The organism is Mycobacterium sp. IS-1264, from assembly GCF_001954195.1.
GTDB lineage: Bacteria > Actinomycetota > Actinomycetes > Mycobacteriales > Mycobacteriaceae > Mycobacterium.
Genome location: NZ_MBES01000005.1, coordinates 59,441 through 77,363, shown reverse-complemented (window position 1 = coordinate 77,363; position 17,923 = coordinate 59,441). Strand labels below are relative to the sequence as shown.

General features: G+C 68.7%; 18 protein-coding genes. 6 read left to right on the top strand and 12 right to left on the bottom strand.

From position 1 onward, the window contains the following. Positions 1–52 precede the first annotated feature (52 nt). The 7 genes from A5744_RS00820 to A5744_RS00790 all read right to left on the bottom strand — a co-directional run bounded on the left by A5744_RS00820 (position 53) and on the right by A5744_RS00790 (position 6,205). Positions 53–685 (bottom strand): dTMP kinase, encoded by a 633-nt coding sequence (locus tag A5744_RS00820; RefSeq protein ID WP_076057705.1) that lies wholly within the window; start codon positions 683–685, stop codon positions 53–55. Positions 686–774: 89 nt separating this feature from the next. Continuing rightward, positions 775–2,247, bottom strand: a complete 1,473-nt coding sequence (ahcY, locus tag A5744_RS00815; protein WP_076057704.1) for an adenosylhomocysteinase — start codon at positions 2,245–2,247, stop codon at positions 775–777. Positions 2,248–2,332: 85 nt separating this feature from the next. Beyond that, positions 2,333–2,929, bottom strand: a complete 597-nt coding sequence (locus A5744_RS00810) for a TetR family transcriptional regulator (RefSeq protein ID WP_139329749.1) — start codon at positions 2,927–2,929, stop codon at positions 2,333–2,335. Between the two features lie 26 nt (positions 2,930–2,955). After that, a complete protein-coding gene (locus A5744_RS00805; protein WP_076057702.1) occupies positions 2,956–3,138 on the bottom strand; it encodes a rubredoxin in 183 nt (60 codons plus the stop codon). A 10-nt stretch (positions 3,139–3,148) separates the two neighbouring features. Further along, a complete protein-coding gene (locus tag A5744_RS00800; protein ID WP_076057701.1) occupies positions 3,149–3,322 on the bottom strand; it encodes a rubredoxin in 174 nt (57 codons plus the stop codon). Continuing rightward, positions 3,319–4,599, bottom strand: coding sequence for an alkane 1-monooxygenase (locus A5744_RS00795; protein WP_076057700.1), 1,281 nt, complete (start codon positions 4,597–4,599; stop codon positions 3,319–3,321). Before A5744_RS00795 ends, A5744_RS00800 begins: the two co-directional genes overlap by 4 nt. A 109-nt stretch (positions 4,600–4,708) precedes the next feature. Further along, the gene (locus A5744_RS00790; RefSeq protein ID WP_076057699.1) at positions 4,709–6,205 is read right to left on the bottom strand and encodes an amino acid permease; all 1,497 of its coding nucleotides are present in this window, start codon (positions 6,203–6,205) and stop codon (positions 4,709–4,711) included. Positions 6,206–6,296: 91 nt separating this feature from the next. On the opposite strand from A5744_RS00790, the gene A5744_RS00785 reads away from it, so the two are divergent. Continuing rightward, positions 6,297–7,715: an oxidoreductase gene (locus A5744_RS00785; RefSeq protein ID WP_139331188.1), complete on the top strand. Its 1,419-nt coding sequence runs from the start codon at positions 6,297–6,299 to the stop codon at positions 7,713–7,715. Here A5744_RS00785 and manA read toward each other — a convergent pair whose 3' ends face one another. From manA to A5744_RS00765, 4 genes are all read right to left on the bottom strand, one after another. Next, positions 7,716–8,942 (bottom strand): mannose-6-phosphate isomerase, class I, encoded by a 1,227-nt coding sequence (gene manA, locus A5744_RS00780; protein WP_076057697.1) that lies wholly within the window; start codon positions 8,940–8,942, stop codon positions 7,716–7,718. Positions 8,943–8,950: 8 nt separating this feature from the next. Then, a complete protein-coding gene (locus A5744_RS00775) occupies positions 8,951–10,075 on the bottom strand; it encodes a TobH protein (RefSeq protein ID WP_076057696.1) in 1,125 nt (374 codons plus the stop codon). Then, complete coding sequence (locus tag A5744_RS00770; RefSeq protein ID WP_076057695.1) at positions 10,072–11,463, bottom strand: phosphomannomutase/phosphoglucomutase; 1,392 nt, start codon at positions 11,461–11,463, stop codon at positions 10,072–10,074. The genes A5744_RS00775 and A5744_RS00770 overlap by 4 nt, the downstream gene beginning before the upstream one ends. 121 nt (positions 11,464–11,584) lie before the next feature. Then, a complete protein-coding gene (locus A5744_RS00765) occupies positions 11,585–12,025 on the bottom strand; it encodes a DUF3499 domain-containing protein (protein WP_076057694.1) in 441 nt (146 codons plus the stop codon). 198 nt (positions 12,026–12,223) lie between these two features. Here A5744_RS00765 and A5744_RS00760 point away from each other — a divergent pair, with 198 nt between their 5' ends. Further along, positions 12,224–12,646 carry a metallopeptidase family protein gene (locus tag A5744_RS00760; RefSeq protein ID WP_076057693.1) on the top strand — a complete coding sequence of 141 codons (423 nt, stop codon included), beginning with the start codon at positions 12,224–12,226 and terminating at the stop codon, positions 12,644–12,646. A 39-nt stretch (positions 12,647–12,685) separates the two neighbouring features. On the opposite strand, the gene A5744_RS00755 is transcribed toward A5744_RS00760, so the two are convergent. Then, on the bottom strand, positions 12,686–13,021 hold the full coding sequence (locus A5744_RS00755) for a WhiB family transcriptional regulator (RefSeq protein WP_076057692.1): 336 nt from the start codon (positions 13,019–13,021) through the stop codon (positions 12,686–12,688). 376 nt (positions 13,022–13,397) lie between these two features. Here A5744_RS00755 and cofD point away from each other — a divergent pair, with 376 nt between their 5' ends. The 4 genes from cofD to A5744_RS00735 are packed head-to-tail and all read left to right on the top strand — an operon-like array spanning position 13,398 to position 17,908. After that, entirely contained in the window at positions 13,398–14,411 is a 1,014-nt protein-coding gene (gene cofD, locus A5744_RS00750) for a 2-phospho-L-lactate transferase (RefSeq protein WP_076057691.1), read from the top strand. Further along, a complete protein-coding gene (locus A5744_RS00745; RefSeq protein ID WP_076057690.1) occupies positions 14,408–15,772 on the top strand; it encodes a coenzyme F420-0:L-glutamate ligase in 1,365 nt (454 codons plus the stop codon). Before cofD ends, A5744_RS00745 begins: the two co-directional genes overlap by 4 nt. A 10-nt stretch (positions 15,773–15,782) precedes the next feature. Then, a complete protein-coding gene (locus A5744_RS00740; protein WP_076057689.1) occupies positions 15,783–17,372 on the top strand; it encodes a class I SAM-dependent methyltransferase in 1,590 nt (529 codons plus the stop codon). Continuing rightward, complete coding sequence (locus tag A5744_RS00735; protein WP_076057735.1) at positions 17,369–17,908, top strand: NUDIX hydrolase; 540 nt, start codon at positions 17,369–17,371, stop codon at positions 17,906–17,908. Before A5744_RS00740 ends, A5744_RS00735 begins: the two co-directional genes overlap by 4 nt. The last annotated feature ends 15 nt before the right edge of the window (positions 17,909–17,923 follow it).

Genomic DNA, 17,923 nt, shown 5'->3' with positions numbered 1-17,923 from the left:
TTTCTTATTCGATAGGGCCAAATCGTGACAAATTTGTGCTAACTGGCCGTCTCTACGGGGCGATCAACGCGTCCGCCAGCCTGCCCGGATCGATGTCCGCGTCCACGACGAGCCACCGCCCGCCCCAGTCCGCGGCGGCCAAACCCGCGTACACCGCGCCGGTGCGTTGCTGAAGGTCGTCGTCGCGTTCGTAGCTGTCGCGCGCCCGGCCCGGCTCCGATTCGGCGCGATGGCGGGCTCGCTGCGCGGCGAGTTCGGCGGACACCGCCAGCAGCACCTGCCAGTCCGGCACGGGCAACCCCAGTCGCTGGTATTCCAGCCGCCGCACCCAGGCCGCCGCTTCTCCCGCCGCGTCCTGGCGCAGCCGGGCGGCGGTGTAGGCCGCGTTGGAAGCGACGTAACGGTCCAGGATCACCACGTCGTGCGCGCGGCCCAGCGCCTCGATGTCGCCGACCGCCGCTGCGCGGTCGAGCGCGAACAGCATCGCCATCGCGTACGCCGACGACGCGAGATCGCCGTGCTCGCCGTGCAGCGCCTCCGCGGCGACGTCGGCGGTCACCGACTGCCCGTACCGCGGGAACGCCAGCGTGGCGACCGACTTCCCGGCGGCTTCGAACGCTTTACGCAAGCCCTCGGACAACGTCCGCTTGCCGGCGCCGTCGACCCCTTCGATCGCGATCAGCACGCCGCGAGCCTATTCCCTCGTCGAGCGCCCGGCTGTCCGGGCACACGTCGTCGAGCGCCCGGCTGGACGGGCGTTCGGCGCACCCGAACTCAGTAGCGGTAGTGGTCGGCCTTGTACGGCCCGTCGACATCGACGCCGATGTACTCGGCCTGCTCCTTGGTCAGCTTGGTCAGCTCACCGCCCAGCGCCTCGACGTGGATGCGGGCCACCTTCTCGTCGAGGTGCTTGGGCAGCCGGTACACCTCGTTGTCGTACTCGTCGTTCTTGGTCCACAGCTCGATCTGCGCGATCACCTGGTTGGAGAAGCTGTTGCTCATCACGAACGACGGGTGGCCGGTGGCGTTGCCGAGGTTCAGCAGCCGCCCCTCGGACAGCAGGATGATCGACTTGCCGCTGTCGGGGAACGTCCACAGATCCACCTGCGGACGGATGTTCACCTTGGTGGCGCCGGACTTTTCCAGCGCGGAGACCTGAATCTCGTTGTCGAAGTGCCCGATGTTGCCCAGCACCGCGTGGTCTTTCATCGCCTTCATGTGGGCCAGCGTGATGATGTCCTTGTTGCCGGTCGCGGTGATGACGATGTCCGCCTCGCCGATCGCGTCCTCGACCCGCTTGACGTCGAAGCCCTCCATCAGGGCCTGCAGCGCGTTGATCGGGTCGACCTCGGTGACGACGACGCGCGCGCCCTGACCCTTGACGGACTCGGCGCAGCCCTTACCGACGTCGCCGTAGCCGCAGATGAGCACCTTCTTGCCGCCGATCAACACATCGGTGCCGCGGTTGATGCCGTCGATCAGCGAGTGGCGGCAGCCGTACTTGTTGTCGAACTTGGACTTGGTGACCGAGTCGTTGACGTTGATCGCCGGGAACGCCAGGTCGCCGGCCGCCGCGAACTGGTAGAGCCGCAGCACGCCGGTGGTGGTCTCCTCGGTGACGCCCTTGACCGACTCCGCGATCTTGGTCCACTTGTCCTTGTCGGTCTCGAAGCGGCGGCGCAGCAAGTCCAGGAAGACCTTCCACTCGGTGGGGTCGTCGTCCTCGGCCGGGGGCACGACGCCGGCCTTCTCGTACTGCGCGCCGCGCAGCACCAGCATGGTCGCGTCGCCGCCGTCGTCCAGGATCATGTTGGCCGGCTCGTCGGGCCAGGTCAGCATCTGCTCGGCGGCCCACCAGTACTCCTCGAGCGTCTCGCCCTTCCACGCGAACACCGGCACGCCCTTGGGCTCCTCGGGGGTGCCGTGCGGGCCGACGACGATCGCCGCGGCGGCGTGGTCCTGGGTGGAGAAGATGTTGCACGACGCCCAGCGGACTTCGGCGCCCAGCGAGACGAGGGTCTCGATGAGCACGGCGGTCTGCACCGTCATGTGCAGCGAGCCCGAGATCCGCGCGCCCTTCAGCGGTTGCACTTCGGCGTACTCGCGGCGCAGCGACATCAGACCGGGCATCTCCTGCTCGGAGAGCTCGATGTCGCGCCGGCCGTACTCCGCCAGCGACAGGTCGGCGACCTTGAACTCGATGCCGTTGCGGACGTCGGGAGTGAGCGCGTTTTCGGTCGTCGTCATAGCGTGTTTCATCCTTCTTGGGGCGCACCGGATCTAGCGGTACTTAGCTTAGGTATGTTCTTGCGCCACTGTAGCCGCCGAGCACTCACGGCAGGTTGACGACCCCGTGACGCTCCGCGAAGGGTGTCATCAGCCGCGCCAGGTCGGCCGCCACATCGTGGTCGGCTTCGGGCGGCATGGACACGTAGCTCAATGCCAGCCGCACGATGGCGCGCGCCAGCACACCGGCGTCCTCTTCACTGGTGGCCACCCAAGTCTGGGTAAGTGCGGACGCCAATCGGGCCGAGGCCCGGGTCATGATCGGCGCGCTGTCGGTGGTGATCAGCTGCAACAAGTCGGGCTTGGCGACACCTATGCGCAGTGAGGTCACCAGCGGGTCCGCGGCCGCCTCGGTGAAAAACCTCCGGAAAGCCTGCAAGAACGACTGATAGATTTCGCCGACGTTCGCGTCGAGGGCCTCATGGATGGTGTCGACCAGGCGATCGGCCAGGCGCAGGGCGTACCCCTGCGCCAAGCCCTGCCGCGAGCCGAACTCGTTGTAGATGGTCTGCCGGCTGATGCCGGCGGCGCGGGCCACGTCGGAAAGCGTGATGGCGGACCAGTCTCGGCTCTCCAGCAGCTCCCGCATCGCGTCCAGCACCGAGTCGCGCAACAGGGCGCGGGACGCCTCGGCGTACGGCATCCGCTTCACAGGCGCGACGATAGTGCTCAAGACCGGGCAACCTCCACCATTTCGAAGTCGGACTTCGCGGCACCGCAATCGGGGCAGCTCCAGTCCTCGGGGATGTCGTCCCATCGGGTGCCGGGCGCGATGCCGTCTTCCGGCCAGCCCTTGGCCTCGTCGTACTCGAATCCGCATTGGACGCAGATGAAGAGCTTGTAGTCGCTCACTGATTCACTCCTATCCGATTGTCGATATCTTTTCGAAGTCGACCTTTTCGCGCACTGCGCAGTCGGGGCAGCACCAGTCGTCGGGGATCTCACTGAAGGGCGTACCCGCGGGAAACCCTTCCCGCGGAGCGCCCTTCGCTTCGTCGTAGGTGTAGTCGCAACCGGGGCAGCGGTAGGCGATCATGCCGCGGCCCCTTCGGGGGCGCCGTAACGCGCCAGCAGCTTCGCGCGCAGCCGCGGCTGCAGGTTGACCCGGGTGATGTCACCGTCGTAGTGCTCGAGCACCCGATGATCCATCACCCTGCGCCAGAGCGGCGGGAAGTAGGTCAGCCCAATCATCGACGCATAGCCGCTGGGCAGGTTCGGCGAGCCCGCCATGCTGCGCAGCGTCTGGTATCGCCGCGTCGGGTTGGCGTGGTGATCGCTGTGCCGCTGCAGGTGATACAGGAACAGGTTGGTGACCACGTGGTCGGAGTTCCAGCTGTGCACCGGCGCGCAGCGCTCATAGCGGCCTTTCCCAGAAGCGGTGTCGTTGCGTTGCCGCAGCAGCCCGTAGTGCTCGAGGTAGTTGACGTTCTCGAGCAGGCTGAACCCGAAGACCGCCTGGATGACGACGAACGGGATCAGCCCCGGCCCGAACACCGCGATCAGCACCCCCCACAACACGACCGACATCGCCCAGGCGTTGAGCACGTCGTTGGACGGGTACGTCTTGGGATTCCAGGGGCTCGAGCCCTGCCGGCGTATCCGCTGCGCCTCGAGACGGACGGCGGAGCGCAGGCCGCCAAAGACGCTGCGCGGCAAAAACTCCCAGAACGTCTCGCCGAAGCGAGCCGACGCCGGGTCCTCCGGGGTCGAGACGCGCACGTGGTGGCCGCGGTTGTGCTCGATGTAGAAGTGGCCGTAGCAGGTCTGCGCCAGGGTGATCTTGGACAGCCACCGCTCCAGCGCGTCCTTCTTGTGCCCCATCTCATGCGCGGTGTTGATGCCGACGCCGCCGAGCACACCGACGGACAGTGCGAGACCGATCTTGCCGACCCAGCCCAGCCCGCCTTGGGAGTCCGGGAAACCCAGCCAGTGCAGGTTCGACGCGGTGAACAGGTAGGCACCCAACACCACGCTGAGGTATTGGAACGGGATGTAGATGTAGGTGCAGTAGCGGTAGTACCTGTCGTTCTCCAGCCGTTCCATCACCTCGTCGGGGGGATTCTGGCCGTCGGGCCCGAAATGCAGATCGAGGAGGGGCAGCAAGACGTAGAGCAGGATGGGCCCGATCCACAGCGGCGCCTGCGCGGCGGCGTGCCAGCCGAGCTGATTCAACCCCCAGATGATCGGCAGCATCACGAACAACGCCGTCGGCGCGATCAATCCCATCAGCCACAGGTGACGCTTCTTGTCCCGCCAAACGGGCGCGTCAGCCGCCGGTGTTTCGGGCCCGCTCGCCGGCCTGAGTGTGGTCATATGCCAAACCTCCTTGTGAGTCATGCCACGTCATGCCCGTCATGCCACGTCATGCCACGTTGAGGTTTGACAATACGCCGCTCTGCGTCTTCTGTCTAGACACAGAGTACTATTTTGTAAAGGCGCCCGTCGTTTGAGTCTGCTCCACGTCCCGGCGGCCCTGCACCGAATGCCAGCGGCCGTAGCCGACGTAAATCGCGATCCCGACCACCAGCCACACGGCGAACCGGACCCAGGTGAGTGCGGTGAGGTTGACCATCAGCCACGCGCACGCACATATCGACGCGATCGGAAGCCACGGCACGCCCGGGGCCTTGAATCCGCGCTGCAGGTCCGGCCGGGTCCGGCGCAACACGATGACACCGGCGGACACCAGGACGAACGCGAACAGCGTCCCGACGTTGACCATCTCCTCGAGCTTGTTGATCGGGAACACCGCCGCCGTCGCCGCGACCACTACGGCGACCAGCACGGTGATCCGGACCGGCGTTCCGCGCGAGCCGGTCTTGGCCAGCGGGCGCGGCAGCAGCCCGTCGCGCGCCATCGCGAACAGCACCCGGCACTGCCCGAGCATCAGCACCATCACGACGGTGGTCAGGCCGGCCAACGCCCCCACCGAGATGATTTTGCTAGTCCACGTCAACCCGTTCGCGGTGAACGCGGTGGCCAGGTTCGCGGACTTGCCGCCCGGGGCGGTCCTGAGCTGGGTATAGGAGACCATTCCGGACAGCACCACCGAGACCGCGACGTACAGAACCGTCACGATCGCCAGCGACGCGAGGATCCCCTTCGGGACGTTGCGCTGCGGTTCCTTTGTCTCCTCGGCCATGGTCGCGACGATGTCGAAGCCGATGAACGCGAAGAACACGATCGACGCCCCCGCCAGGACGCCAAACCAGCCGTAGTGGCTGCTGTGCGCCCCGGTCAGCAGCGACAACACCGACTGGTTGACGCCCGACGCCTCGCCCCCGACTTCCGGCTTCGGAATGAACGGCGAGTAGTTGGCCGGTTTGATGTAGAAGGCGCCGACCACCACGACCAGGATGACCACCGAGACCTTGATGGCGGTGATCACCTGGGAGAACCTCGACGACAACTTGGTGCCCAACGCGATCAGCGTCGACACCAGCCCGACGATCACCAGTGCGCCCCAGTCGACGCTGACCGATCCGAAATGCACTGTGCCACCGGCGAATCCGAACACCGTGCCCAGGTAGCTCGACCAACCCTTGGAGACGACGGCCGCGCCGACCGCCAACTCCAGCACCAGGTTCCAGCCGATGATCCAGGCGACGAACTCACCGAAGGTGGCGTAGGAGAAGGTGTACGCGCTGCCCGCCACCGGAAGCGTCGAAGCGAATTCGGCGTAGCACAACGCCGCCAGCGCGCACGCGACCGCGGCGATCACAAACGAGATCCAGATCGCTGGCCCGGTAATGTCGCCGGCCGTCGACGCGGTGACCGTGAAGATGCCCGCGCCGATCACCACGGCGACCCCGAACACCGCGAGATCTAACCAGGTCAGTTCCTTGCGTAGCCGGGTGCCCGGCTCGTCGGTGTCGGCGATCGACTGTTCGACCGACTTCGTGCGCCATCGATTGGCCATTCGCCCGCCCCTTCCGTCACCCATTGGTCCGCACCCTAGTGGGTAGTCTGCGGGGATGCCCCACAGCGCAGCAACCACGAGGAACCACGCGGTGGTCATCGGGGCGAGCATCGCCGGGCTGTGCGCCGCGCGGGTGCTCTCGGGTTGCTACGAAGCGGTCACCGTCTACGAGCGCGACGAGTTGCCGAGCACACCGGCGAACCGCGCGACGGTGCCCCAGGACCGGCACCTGCACATGCTGATGGCCCGCGGCGCCATCGAGTTCGAGGACCTGTTCCCGGGCCTGCTGAAGGACATGGTCGCCGCGGGCGTGCCGATGCTGGAGAACCGCCCGGACTGCATTTACCTCGGCGCGGCGGGGCACGTCCTCGGGACGGGGCACACCCTGCGCGACGAGTTCACCGCGTACGTGCCCAGCCGGCCGCACCTGGAGTGGCAGTTGCGCAAGCGGGTCGAAGACCTCGATAACGTCACGATCGTCCGGCGCTCGGTGGCCGAGCCGCGGTTCGAGCCCGCCCGCCAGCGGGTGACCGGCGTGCTGCTGGACCCCGCCGACCGCCAGACCGGTGAGCCGGAGTTCGTGCGCGCCGACCTCGTCGTCGACGCGGCCGGCCGAGGCACCCGGCTGCCGGTGTGGTTGTCGCAGTGGGGATTTGCGCGCCCCACCGAAGAAATCATCGACATCGGCATCAACTACGCCACCCAGCACTTCCGCATCCCCGACGGCCTGATCGCCGAAAAGGTGGTCGTCGCGGGCGCTTCCCATGAGGAGCCGCTGGGGCTGGGGATGCTGTGCTACGAGGGCGGGACCTGGGTGCTCACCACCTTCGGCGTGGCCGACGCCAAGCCGCCGCGGACGTTCCCCGAGATGCTGGCGCTCGCGGACAAGCTACTGCCGGACCATTTCACCGACGCACTGGCGCGGGCCGAGCCCCTCGGCGAGCCGGCATTCCACGCCTTTCCGGCTAGCCGATGGCGCCGCTACGACAAGCTGGACCGCTTTCCCGGCGGGATCATCCCGTTCGGTGACGCCGTCGCAAGCTTCAACCCCACCTTCGGGCAGGGGATGACGATGGCGTCACTGCAGGCGGGTCATCTGCGGCGGGCCCTGCAATTCCCGGAGAGCGAACTGGCCGCGGAACTCAACCGGGCCACCGCCAAGACCACCTACCCGGTGTGGATCATGAACGCCATCGGCGACGTCACCTTCCATCACGCCGGAACCAAGGAGCCCGCCCCGTGGTGGTGGCGCCCCTCGGGCGCGCTGTTCGACCAATTCCTGGGGGCTGCCGAAACCGAACCCGTTCTCGCGGAATGGTTTTTGCGCCGGTTCTCGCTTCTCGACAGCCTCTATATGATCCCGCCGCCCCGGATCGTCGGCCGCACCGTCGCGCACAATATGCGGCTGTGGCTGCGCGAGCGCCGGCGGGCCGCCCACGACCGGCGCCGGGCCGTGGCGATCGCGAGCGCGGCAGAGCCGGGCGAAGCGGGTCGCCACCGTCAGGGCTAGTCACAGCCCCACGGTTGCCCTGAACAGCTTGGCGGGCTCTCGCGCCACCAGCCGGATGGGGCCGTCGTCGGCCGCCACCCACGCCGCCATTCCGCGTTCCAGCGTCAGCGATCCGGACTTTGCGTGCACCGTCGTGGAACCCTCGCTGCACAGCAGGATCTGCGGACCCTCGTGGCTGCACGAGGCGTCGACTTCGTGGCCGAGGTTGTCGCCGTCGAGCACCAACAGCGCGACCGCGAACTCGTCGGTCGGTGTTTCGTAGATCAGTCCGAGTCCTTCGCGGCGGATCCGCGGCCGCAGTCGTTCTTCGGCGGTGGGGGCGAAGTCGAGCACTCGCAGCAATTCGGGCACATCGACGTGCTTGGGGGTGAGGCCACCGCGTAACACATTGTCGGAGTTGGCCATAACCTCTACCCCGAACCCGCGCAGATAGGTGTGCAGGTTGCCGGCCGGCACGAAGATCGCCTCGCCCGGGTCCAGGGTGATGCGGTTGAGCAACAACGCCGCCAGCACACCGGCGTCGCCCGGATAGCGCTCGCCGAGTTCCAGCACCGTCTTGGCTTCCGCGGCGAAGTCCGTTGCGCCGGAGCTGACGTACTGGATGGCGCCGTCCAGCACCGCGGGCACCAGCACGTCGAGGTCGGGCTGCGGCGCGGTGATCCAGGTGGTGAACAACGCGCGCAGCCCGTCGGCGTCGGACTGGTCGTTGAGCAGATCGATGTATGGGTCGAGGTCGGAGACCGCCAGCGCCCGCAGCAGCTCGACGGTGCGCGACGCCGGGCGGAACCCGGCCAGCGCCTCGAACGACTCCAGCGCCACCAGCAATTCGGGCTTGTGGGAGGTGTCGCGATAGTTGCGGACCGGCGAGGACACCGGAATTCCCACCCGTTCCTCACGCAGATAACCCTCGACCGCCTGCTCGGCGCTCGGGTGGGCCTGCAGGGACAGCGGCTCGTCGGCGGCCAGCACCTTGACCAAGAACGGCAGCACATCACCGAAGCGGGCGCGCGAGGAGGGACCGAGCTGCCCCTCGGGATCGGCGACCAGCGCCTCCATCAACGAGATTTCGCCCTGCTCAGTTTCCAGCCACGCCGGGTCGCCGGGGTGGGCGCCGAACCAGAGTTCGGCTTCCGGGTGCGCGGCCGGAACCGAGCGCCGGGTGAATTCGGCGATGGCGGTGCGCGATCCCCATGCGTACGTCCGTAACGCCCCGCGAAGCAGTTCCACTTGTTTATCTATCCCCGCGCCAGTCTCAAGTAAACGGCGGCCATCTCCAGCCGAACGGCTAATACTGCCAGTTGCTGCTCGATGCGCGCGGCACCGCCCGGAGCGGATGCCCCGACCAGACCGGCTGACCCGCCCACACCCCCGGGCGCTTCGGGCACGTCCTCGGCCGCGATCAGGTAGACCTCGTTGAGCCCGGCGACGCGGGCGGCCACCACCGTCCGCTCGCGAGCCAAGGTGAGCGCGAGCACCCGCAGCCGCTCGGGCAGCGGTCCGTCGATTTGCTCGTCGTGAAACAGAGCATCGACTCCAGACGGCGCTTGGCCGAACCCGGACCCCGACTCCGAGCTCGCGCGCAGTGCCACCACCGCATCCGCAAGCCCGGTCGCGGCGGCCACGTGGTGGGCGATCCGCAGCAGCACCGAACTGCCGTGCCGGGCCAGCGCCAGCGTCGCTGCGCAGTCCCCGGCCAGCGCCACTTGGGCATCGGAGATGCGCGCGGCAATCATCTTGGCCGGGTTGGTGAATAGCTCGCGGGCGGCGCTGTTGCGCAGCGCCTCGGCGTCCAGCTCGTCGGCGAGCAACTCCAGATCGATGTCGGGTGCGGCGTCCACGCATTTCAGCACGGCCAGGCCGGCGGCCAGGTACCGGGGCAATCCGAACTCGTCGGGAACCGACAGGCGCGGCGGCAGCGCCGCGGCGCGCCCGGCGGTGGAGTCGCGCAGCGGGCCCTCGTATGGCGCCGCCACGACGACCCGCGCGCCGCGGCGCACGCCCGTAGCGGCGGCCCCGACCAGCGCGGGATCACCGGGGTCGTCGCCCGCGACGATCAGCACGTCGAGCGGACCGATCCACGGCGGCGCGTCGCCGGCGAGCGCGATCGGCGCCGACGCGGCGCCGCCCTGCGTCGCGGCCAGCAGCGTCCCGGCGGTCTCGGCGGTCCCGCGGCCCGAGACCCAGATGATGCTGCGCGGCCGGTCCTCGATGCGCAGCGAATCCAGTGCGCCCTCCGCGGCCGCGGCGGCGATGGCGCGCACCTGCGCACCGGCGGACGACGCGGCCCGCAACAGGCCGCCCCGGTCGGCGCCGAGCAGGCCGTCGGTGTCCTCGAGATCGATCGCCCGGGTGGCGTTCACCGCGCGGCCTCGTGGGTTTCGGCGGCGATCTCGGCGCTGATCTGCTGGACCACCGCGTCGACGTCCTCGGTGCTGCGGCCTTCGACGTTGAGTCGCAGCAGCGGCTCGGTGTTGGAGCTGCGCAGGTTGAACCAGCTGCCGTCGCCCAAATCCACGGTCACCCCGTCCAGGTGGTCGATGGAGTGAATCCGGCTGCCGAACGACTTCAGCACGGCGTCCACGCACCGCGACGCGTCGTCGACTTTGAAGTTGATCTCACCGGAGGATTCGTAGCGCTGGTAGTCGGCGGTCAACTCCGACAGCGGCCGATGCTGCTCGCCGAGGGCGGCCAGCACGTACAGCGCGGCCAGCATCCCGGAGTCGGCGCCCCAGAAGTCGCGGAAGTAGTAGTGCGCCGAGTGCTCGCCGCCGAAAATCGCGCCGGTCTCGGCCATCAACCCCTTGATGTAGGAATGCCCGACGCGTGAGCGCAGCGGTGTGCCGCCGCGCTCGGTGACCAATTCGGACACCGCGCGGGAGGTGATCACGTTATGGATCACGGTGGCGCCGATCTCGCGACCGAGCTCGCGGGCGGCCACCAGGCTGGTCACCGTCGACGGCGAAACCGGCATCCCGCGTTCGTCGACCACGAAGCAGCGATCGGCGTCGCCGTCGAAGGCCAGCCCTATATCGGCGCCGGTGTCGCGCACGTAGCGCTGCAGGTCCACCAGGTTGGCCGGGTCGAGCGGATTGGCCTCGTGATTGGGGAACGAACCGTCGAGCTCGAAGTACAACGGCAACAGCGTGATCGAGTCGATCGCGCCCAGCACGGCGGGCGCGGTGTGCCCGGCCATGCCGTTGCCGGCGTCCACCGCCACCCGCAACGGACGCAGCCCCGAGGTGTCCACCAGTGAGCGCAGAAACTCGCCGTAGTCCGCGAGCACGTCCCGATCGGAGATATCGCCCGGCGGCCCGTCATAGGTCGGCACGCCGGCGATCACTTCGTCGCTGATTACCCCGAGGCCGGTGTCCGCGCCGACGGGTTTGGCCCCGGCCCGGCACAGCTTGATGCCGTTGTAGGCCGCCGGGTTGTGGCTCGCGGTGAACATCGCGCCGGGGCAGTCCAACAATCCCGAGGCGAAGTAGAGCTGATCGGTGGACGACAAACCGATGCGCACGACGTCGAGGCCCTGGCCGTTCACCCCCGCCGCGAAAGCCGCGGCGAGCGACGGCGAGCTGTCCCGCATATCGCGGCCGATGACCACCCGTCGCGCCCCGTCGGCGCGCATCAACCTGGCGAACGCGGCGCCGACGTCGGCGACCAACGAATCGTCGATCTCCTCGCCCACCAGCCCGCGTACGTCGTAAGCCTTGATGACACGGTGGATAGCCGCGGCGGGCCGGGACATGCGGAGGCTCCTGACGACTACTTGCTTGGACTCTTGTTGGACTCTTGGGAGCCAGCCTATCGGCCCGCCAAGGTTACGGGTCCAAACGGTGCGCAGTGCTAGTCGGCGGTGCTAATCGCGGCTAGTCACTGGGGTCGGGCAGCACGCGCAGATGCCCGCGGCGGCGTCCGGAACGCTGCTCGGGCGGCGCGAGCAGACCGCCGCTGGGCGCGGTGGCATGGGCCCCGGCGGGGCGCAGGGCGGGGTCGGCGGTGAAGCCGTTGATCGCGGTTGCGCCGCCGTAGGGCACACCGCCACCGCCCGGGCCCTCACGCACCGCGTCGGCCAGCGCCACCAGGTCGTCCTCGTCGGGATTGGGCAGCGGGCCGGCGTGGCGCACCAGTTCCCAGCCGCGCGGTGCGGTGATGCGGCCGGCGTGGCCGACGCACAGATCCCAGGAATGCGGTTCGCGCGCGGTGGCGAGCGGGCCTACCACTGCCGTCGAGTCCGAGTAGACGAACGTCAAGGTCGCCACGGCATAGTGCGGACACCCGGGCCGGCAGCAGCGACGGGGAACGTTCACGACGAAAGGCTATCGTGGACAAACGCCACGGAAGCGCCGGACACGCGCAACCGTTCGGCCCCCGATGTTCAACCGTTACCATCGGCCCCAGTGAATGATTCCCGCGGCGATTCGCGCAGCTCCCCGCGCGGTGGCTGGTCTCAGGGCCGGTCGGGAGGCCGCTCGGCCGCACACCGGGCCACGCGGCGGGGCCGCGATATGCGCGGCCCGCTGTTGCCGCCGACGGTGCCCGGATGGCGCAGCCGGGCCGAGCGGTTCGACATGGCGGTGCTGGAGGCATACGAACCCATCGAGCGGCGCTGGCAAGACCGGGTGTCCGAGCTCGACGTGGCCGTCGATGAAATCCCGCGCATCACCGCCAAGGACCCGGAGAGTGTGCAGTGGCCGCCCGAGGTCATCGCCGATGGGCCGATCGCGCTGGCCCGCTTGATACCGGCGGGCGTCGACGTCCGCGGCAATGCGACGCGCGCTCGAATTGTGTTGTTCCGCAAGCCGATCGAGAGACGGGCGAAGGACACCGTCGAACTTGGCGAGTTGCTGCACGAAATCCTGGTGGCTCAGGTGGCCATCTATCTGGACGTGGAACCCTCGGTCATCGACCCGACGATCGACGACGAATGACGCTGGGCGGGGTCAGATCTGGGGTGGGTCGGCGGCGGGTCAGATGATGCCGCGCTTGAGGCGGCGGCGCTCGCGCTCGGACAGACCGCCCCATATGCCGAAGCGTTCGTCATGCGCCAGGGCGTATTCCAGGCACTCATGGCGCACCTCGCAACCCAGGCAGATCTTCTTGGCCTCGCGGGTGGAACCACCCTTCTCGGGAAAGAAGGCCTCGGGATCGGTTTGCGCGCACAGCGCGCGGTCCTGCCATTGATCGGCGGTCGGCGGCAGGGGCTCGGGTTCGAATGCCACTGGGGCATCGGGAACCACGGTCAGGTGCGGACGCGCAATTGGCGCCGGCGTCGCACCAATGGTGGTGTGCGGTGTGCTTGCCATAACGCCCCGAAGGTGTTCATAAGACATGCGTCGTCCGCCTCCTCAGGTTGATTTTGGGAGAGTGATTTGATGCCACTTTTCTGATGTACAGACAATTCGAACAAGTGATCGAATCTCGGTCTGCGACACCGGAACCGGCCGGCCAACCGGGAAATGACACTGATGTGATTAGACACGGGTTGAGCTGCCCGGTCAAGCACTTCGGCGCATTTCCATATCATCTCGTGATCAAATTTCGGCGTTTCTGTTGTTATTGACACTCGGCGTGTCGGTCACAACTGTCCCAAGCTTCCCAATTGTTCTCGTCGAAATGGGCTTTTATGGCCCACGTGGTGGCCGGTATGCCGCGTGTCTCCGGCCGGTACTGTCGTGCGGTGTGAAGGTCACCGTGCTGGTCGGTGGGGTCGGTGGCGCCCGGTTTCTGCTTGGCGTCCAGCAGCTGCTCGGCCTGGGTCAGTTCGCGGCGCAACAGCGCCCCGATGCTGAAACCACCAGCCACGAGCTAACCGCGATCGTCAACATCGGCGATGACGCGTGGATCCATGGCTTACGTGTCTGCCCGGATTTGGACACCTGCATGTATACCTTAGGTGGAGGCGTCGATCCACAACGGGGTTGGGGTCACCGCGACGAAACCTGGCATGCCAAAGAGGAATTGGCGCGCTACGGCGTGCAGCCGGACTGGTTCGAACTCGGCGACCGCGATCTCGCCACCCACTTGGTGCGCACCCAGATGCTGCAGGCCGGCTACCCGCTGTCACAGATCACGGCCGCGCTGTGCGACCGCTGGCAACCCGGCGCACGACTGCTGCCGGCCACCGACGACCGTTGCGAGACACACGTGGTGATCACCGATCCGGCCGACGGCGACCGCCGGGCGATCCACTTCCAGGAGTGGTGGGTGCGCTATCGGGCGCAGGTGCCCACCCACAGCTTCGCCTTCGTCGGCGCCGAAAAGGCCAGCGCCGCAACCGAAGCCGTCGCGGCCATCGGCGACGCCGACGTCATCCTGCTGGCGCCGTCCAACCCGGTGGTCAGCGTCGGCGCCATCCTGGCCGTCCCGGGCATCCGCGGCGCGCTGCGGGGCGCCACCGCCCCGGTCGTCGGCTATTCGCCGATCATCGGCGGAAAGCCGTTGCGGGGCATGGCCGATGCGTGCCTTTCGGTGATCGGGGTCGAATCCACCGCGGAAGCGGTCGGTCGGCACTACGGGGCCCGGCGCGACACCGGCATACTGGATTGCTGGCTGGTGCACGAGGGCGACTTGGAAAACTTCAAAGCCGACATCGAAGGGGTCGCGGTGCGCTCGGTGCCGCTGTTGATGAGCGACCCGCAGGCGACGGCCGAAATGGTCGCCGCCGGGCTGGACCTTGCGGGCGTGACGGCGTGACCGACCGTTCAAAAGAGCATGGCACCGCCGCGGCGATCGAGATCCTGCCCGTGCCCGGGCTCCCCGAGTTCCGGCCCGGCGACGACCTTTCTGCCGCCGTCGCCGCCGCGGCGCCCTGGCTGCGCGACGGCGATGTCGCGGTGGTCACCAGCAAGGTGGTGTCCAAGTGCGAGGGCCGGCTGGTGCAGGCGCCGCGCGACGCCGAGGAGCGCGATCGGCTGCGGCGCAAGCTGGTCGACGACGAGGCGGTCCGGGTGCTCGCGCGCAAGGGCCGGACCCTGATCACCGAGAACCGGCTCGGGCTGGTGCAGGCCGCCGCGGGCGTGGACGGTTCCAACGTCGGCGGGGACGAGCTCGCGCTGCTGCCCGTCGACCCCGACGCCAGCGCCGCGGCGCTGCGTGCCGGCCTGCGCGAGCGGCTCGGCGTCGACGTCGCCGTGGTCATCACCGACACGATGGGCCGCGCCTGGCGCAACGGCCAGACCGACGCGGCCGTCGGCGCGGCGGGTCTGGCTGTGCTGCACGGCTATTCGGGGGCCGTCGACCAACACGGCAACGAACTGATCGTCACCGAGATCGCGATCGCCGACGAGGTCGCGGCCGCCGCCGATCTGGTCAAGGGCAAATTGACCGCCGTGCCAGTGGCGGTGGTGCGCGGGCTGCCCAAGCGCGTCGTGTCCGACGACGGCACCACCGCCCGGCAGCTGCTGCGCCCCGGCGAGGAAGACCTGTTCTGGCTCGGCACCGCCGAAGCGATCGAGATGGGTCGTCGGCAGGCCCAACTGTTACGCCGATCGGTGCGCCGGTTCAGCGTCGAGCCGGTGCCGCCGGACCTGGTGGAGGCCGCCGTCGCCGAGGCCCTCACCGCGCCCGCCCCCCACCACACCAGGCCGGTGCGGTTCGTGTGGCTGCGGACCCCAGCCACCCGGACCCGGCTGCTGGACCGGATGAAGGACAAGTGGCGCGCCGACCTCGCCGGCGACGGCCGGCCCGCGGACTCGATAGATCGCCGGGTGGCGCGCGGCCAGATCCTCTACGACGCACCCGAGGTCGTCATCCCGATGTTGGTCCCCGACGGCGCGCACAGCTATCCCGATGCCGCCCGCGCCGGCGCCGAGCACACGATGTTCACCGTCGCGGTCGGCGCGGCCGTGCAGGCGCTGTTGGTCGCATTGGCGGTGCGCGGCCTGGGCAGCTGCTGGATCGGCTCGACGATCTTCGCCGCCGACCTGGTCCGCGCCGAGCTCGAGCTGCCGCCCGATTGGGAGCCGTTGGGCGCCATCGCGATCGGCTACCCCGCGGAGCCGACCGGATTGCGAGACGCGGCGCCGGACGCCGGGGATCTGTTGATCCGCAAGTGATACTGGGCCGATGACGACGTTCGCGGGCAAGGCGGCGGCCTCGGCCGACAAGGTTCGCGGCGGCTACTACACCCCCGCCCCGGTGGCCCGGTTCCTGGCCCGCTGGGTGCGCGAAGCCGGCCCGCGCATCGTGGAACCCTCCTGCGGTGACGGCCGAATCCTGCGCGAGCTCGCCGCGCTCGGCGCCCGGGCACACGGCGTCGAACTCGTCGCCGGCGAGGCGGTCAAGGCGCGGCAGTTCGCGCCCGTCGACGCCGACAACCTGTTTACCTGGCTCGCCCACAGCGGGGCCGGCGACTGGGACGGGGTCGCGGGAAACCCGCCCTACATCCGCTTCGGCAACTGGGCATCCGGTCAGCGGGAGCCGGCCCTGGAACTCATGCGGCGCGCGGGCCTGCGACCCAGCAGGCTGACCAACGCCTGGGTCCCCTTCGTCGTCGCCGCCACCGTTCTGGTGCGCGACGGCGGACGCGTGGGCCTGGTCCTTCCCGCCGAGTTGCTTCAGGTCGGCTACGCCGCGCAGTTACGCGACTTTCTGCTGAGCCGGTTCTGTCAGATCACGCTGCTGACCTTCGAGCGGTTGGTGTTCGACGGCGTCCTGCAGGAGGTCGTGTTGTTCTGCGGCACAGCCGGTTCCGGCCCCGCGCGGATACGCACGGTCCATCTCAGAGACGCCGAAGGGCTGGATGACGCCGAGCTCGACGTCGAGTCGGCGCCGGCGCTGCTGCACGAAGAGGAGAAGTGGACCAAATACTTTCTGGACCCCGCAGCGATCCGGCTGCTGCGCGCGCTCAAGGGATCCCACACCCTGAGCCGGCTCGGCGCTCTGGCCGACGTGGACGTCGGCATCGTGACGGGCCGCAACAGCTTCTTCACCTTCACCGATGCGCACGCCCGCGAACTCGCGCTGATGCCGCACTGCGTACCGCTCGTGTCGCGCAGCGCGCAGCTCTCCGGCCTGGTATACGACAACGATTGCCGCGCAAGCGATCTCGCGGCCGGACACCGCGCTTGGTTGCTCGACGCCCCCCGCGACCCGCGCGATCCCGCCCTTCTCGCGCACATCGCCGCGGGTGAGGCCGCCGCGGTCCACCGCGGCTACAAGTGCTCGATCCGCACGCCCTGGTGGCGCACGCCGTCGTTGTGGATTCCCGACCTTTTCATGCTGCGCCAGATCCACACGGCGCCACGGCTGACCGTCAACGCCGCCGCGGCGACGAGCACCGACACCGTGCATCGGGTCCGGCTCGCCGCAGACCCCCACTCCCAGATAGACGCGTGCGCGCTTGCCGCGGTGTTCCACAACAGCGCGACGTTCGCCTTCGCGGAGATCATGGGCCGCAGCTACGGCGGTGGAATTTTGGAGTTGGAGCCGCGGGAAGCCGAGCAGCTGCCCATCCCCCCGCCGGCGTATGCCAGCGCCGAACTCGCCTGCGACGTCGACCTTTTGCTGAAGGCCAACGAGACCGAGAAGGCGCTCGACCTGGTGGACCGTCAGGTCCTGATCGACGGGCTGGGTTGGTCGCCGGATGTGGTGGCGCAGTGCCGGTCGGCGTGGGCGGCGCTGCGCGCTCGCCGGACCAAGCGGGGCTCGCGGTGAGCGTTCGGGACTCCGCGATCTCGATTCTCTCCGACTGGGAGGCACCCGATCCGGCGCAGGATTCGTTGCGGCACGCCGTGCTGGCCTTCGTGCACGGCCACGCCGACGCCTGCCTCCGCGAGTGCGTGCCCGGACACGTCACCGCGTCGACGTTGGTCCTCGACGACAGCGGCACCCGGGTGCTGCTGACCCTGCACCCCCGCCTCGGCCGCTGGGTGCAACTCGGCGGGCACTGCGACGAGGACGACCCCGACGTCGTGGCCGCGGCGCTGCGCGAGGCCACCGAGGAGTCGGGCATCGCCGGCCTGCGCATCGCGCCCGAACTGGCCGCGGTGCATGTGCACCCGGTGGTGTGCTCGTTGGGCCTGCCGACACGGCACCTGGACCTGCAATTCGTCGCACACGCGGCGCCCGGCGCGCAGATCGCGATCAGCGACGAGTCGGACGACCTGCAGTGGTGGCCCGCCGACGCGTTGCCGGACGGAACCGACCACGCGCTGGCCTACCTCGTCGCGCGCGCGACCCGTCGAGCGTGACTGCAGCGTCACGTT

Bases quoted from the DNA above. Each gene is read 5' to 3' on its own strand.
- ahcY (WP_076057704.1), bottom strand. From the start codon at position 2,247: ATGACGACGACCGAAAACGCGCTCACTCCCGACGTCCGCAACGGCATC.
- A5744_RS00810 (WP_139329749.1), bottom strand. From the start codon at position 2,929: ATGCCGTACGCCGAGGCGTCCCGCGCCCTGTTGCGCGACTCGGTGCTG.
- A5744_RS00800 (WP_076057701.1), bottom strand. From the start codon at position 3,322: ATGATCGCCTACCGCTGCCCCGGTTGCGACTACACCTACGACGAAGCG.
- A5744_RS00795 (WP_076057700.1), bottom strand. From the start codon at position 4,599: ATGACCACACTCAGGCCGGCGAGCGGGCCCGAAACACCGGCGGCTGAC.
- A5744_RS00790 (WP_076057699.1), bottom strand. From the start codon at position 6,205: ATGGCCAATCGATGGCGCACGAAGTCGGTCGAACAGTCGATCGCCGAC.
- A5744_RS00770 (WP_076057695.1), bottom strand. From the start codon at position 11,463: ATGTCCCGGCCCGCCGCGGCTATCCACCGTGTCATCAAGGCTTACGAC.
- A5744_RS00760 (WP_076057693.1), top strand. From the start codon at position 12,224: ATGCGCGGCCCGCTGTTGCCGCCGACGGTGCCCGGATGGCGCAGCCGG.
- A5744_RS00755 (WP_076057692.1), bottom strand. From the start codon at position 13,021: ATGGCAAGCACACCGCACACCACCATTGGTGCGACGCCGGCGCCAATT.
- A5744_RS00740 (WP_076057689.1), top strand. From the start codon at position 15,783: ATGACGACGTTCGCGGGCAAGGCGGCGGCCTCGGCCGACAAGGTTCGC.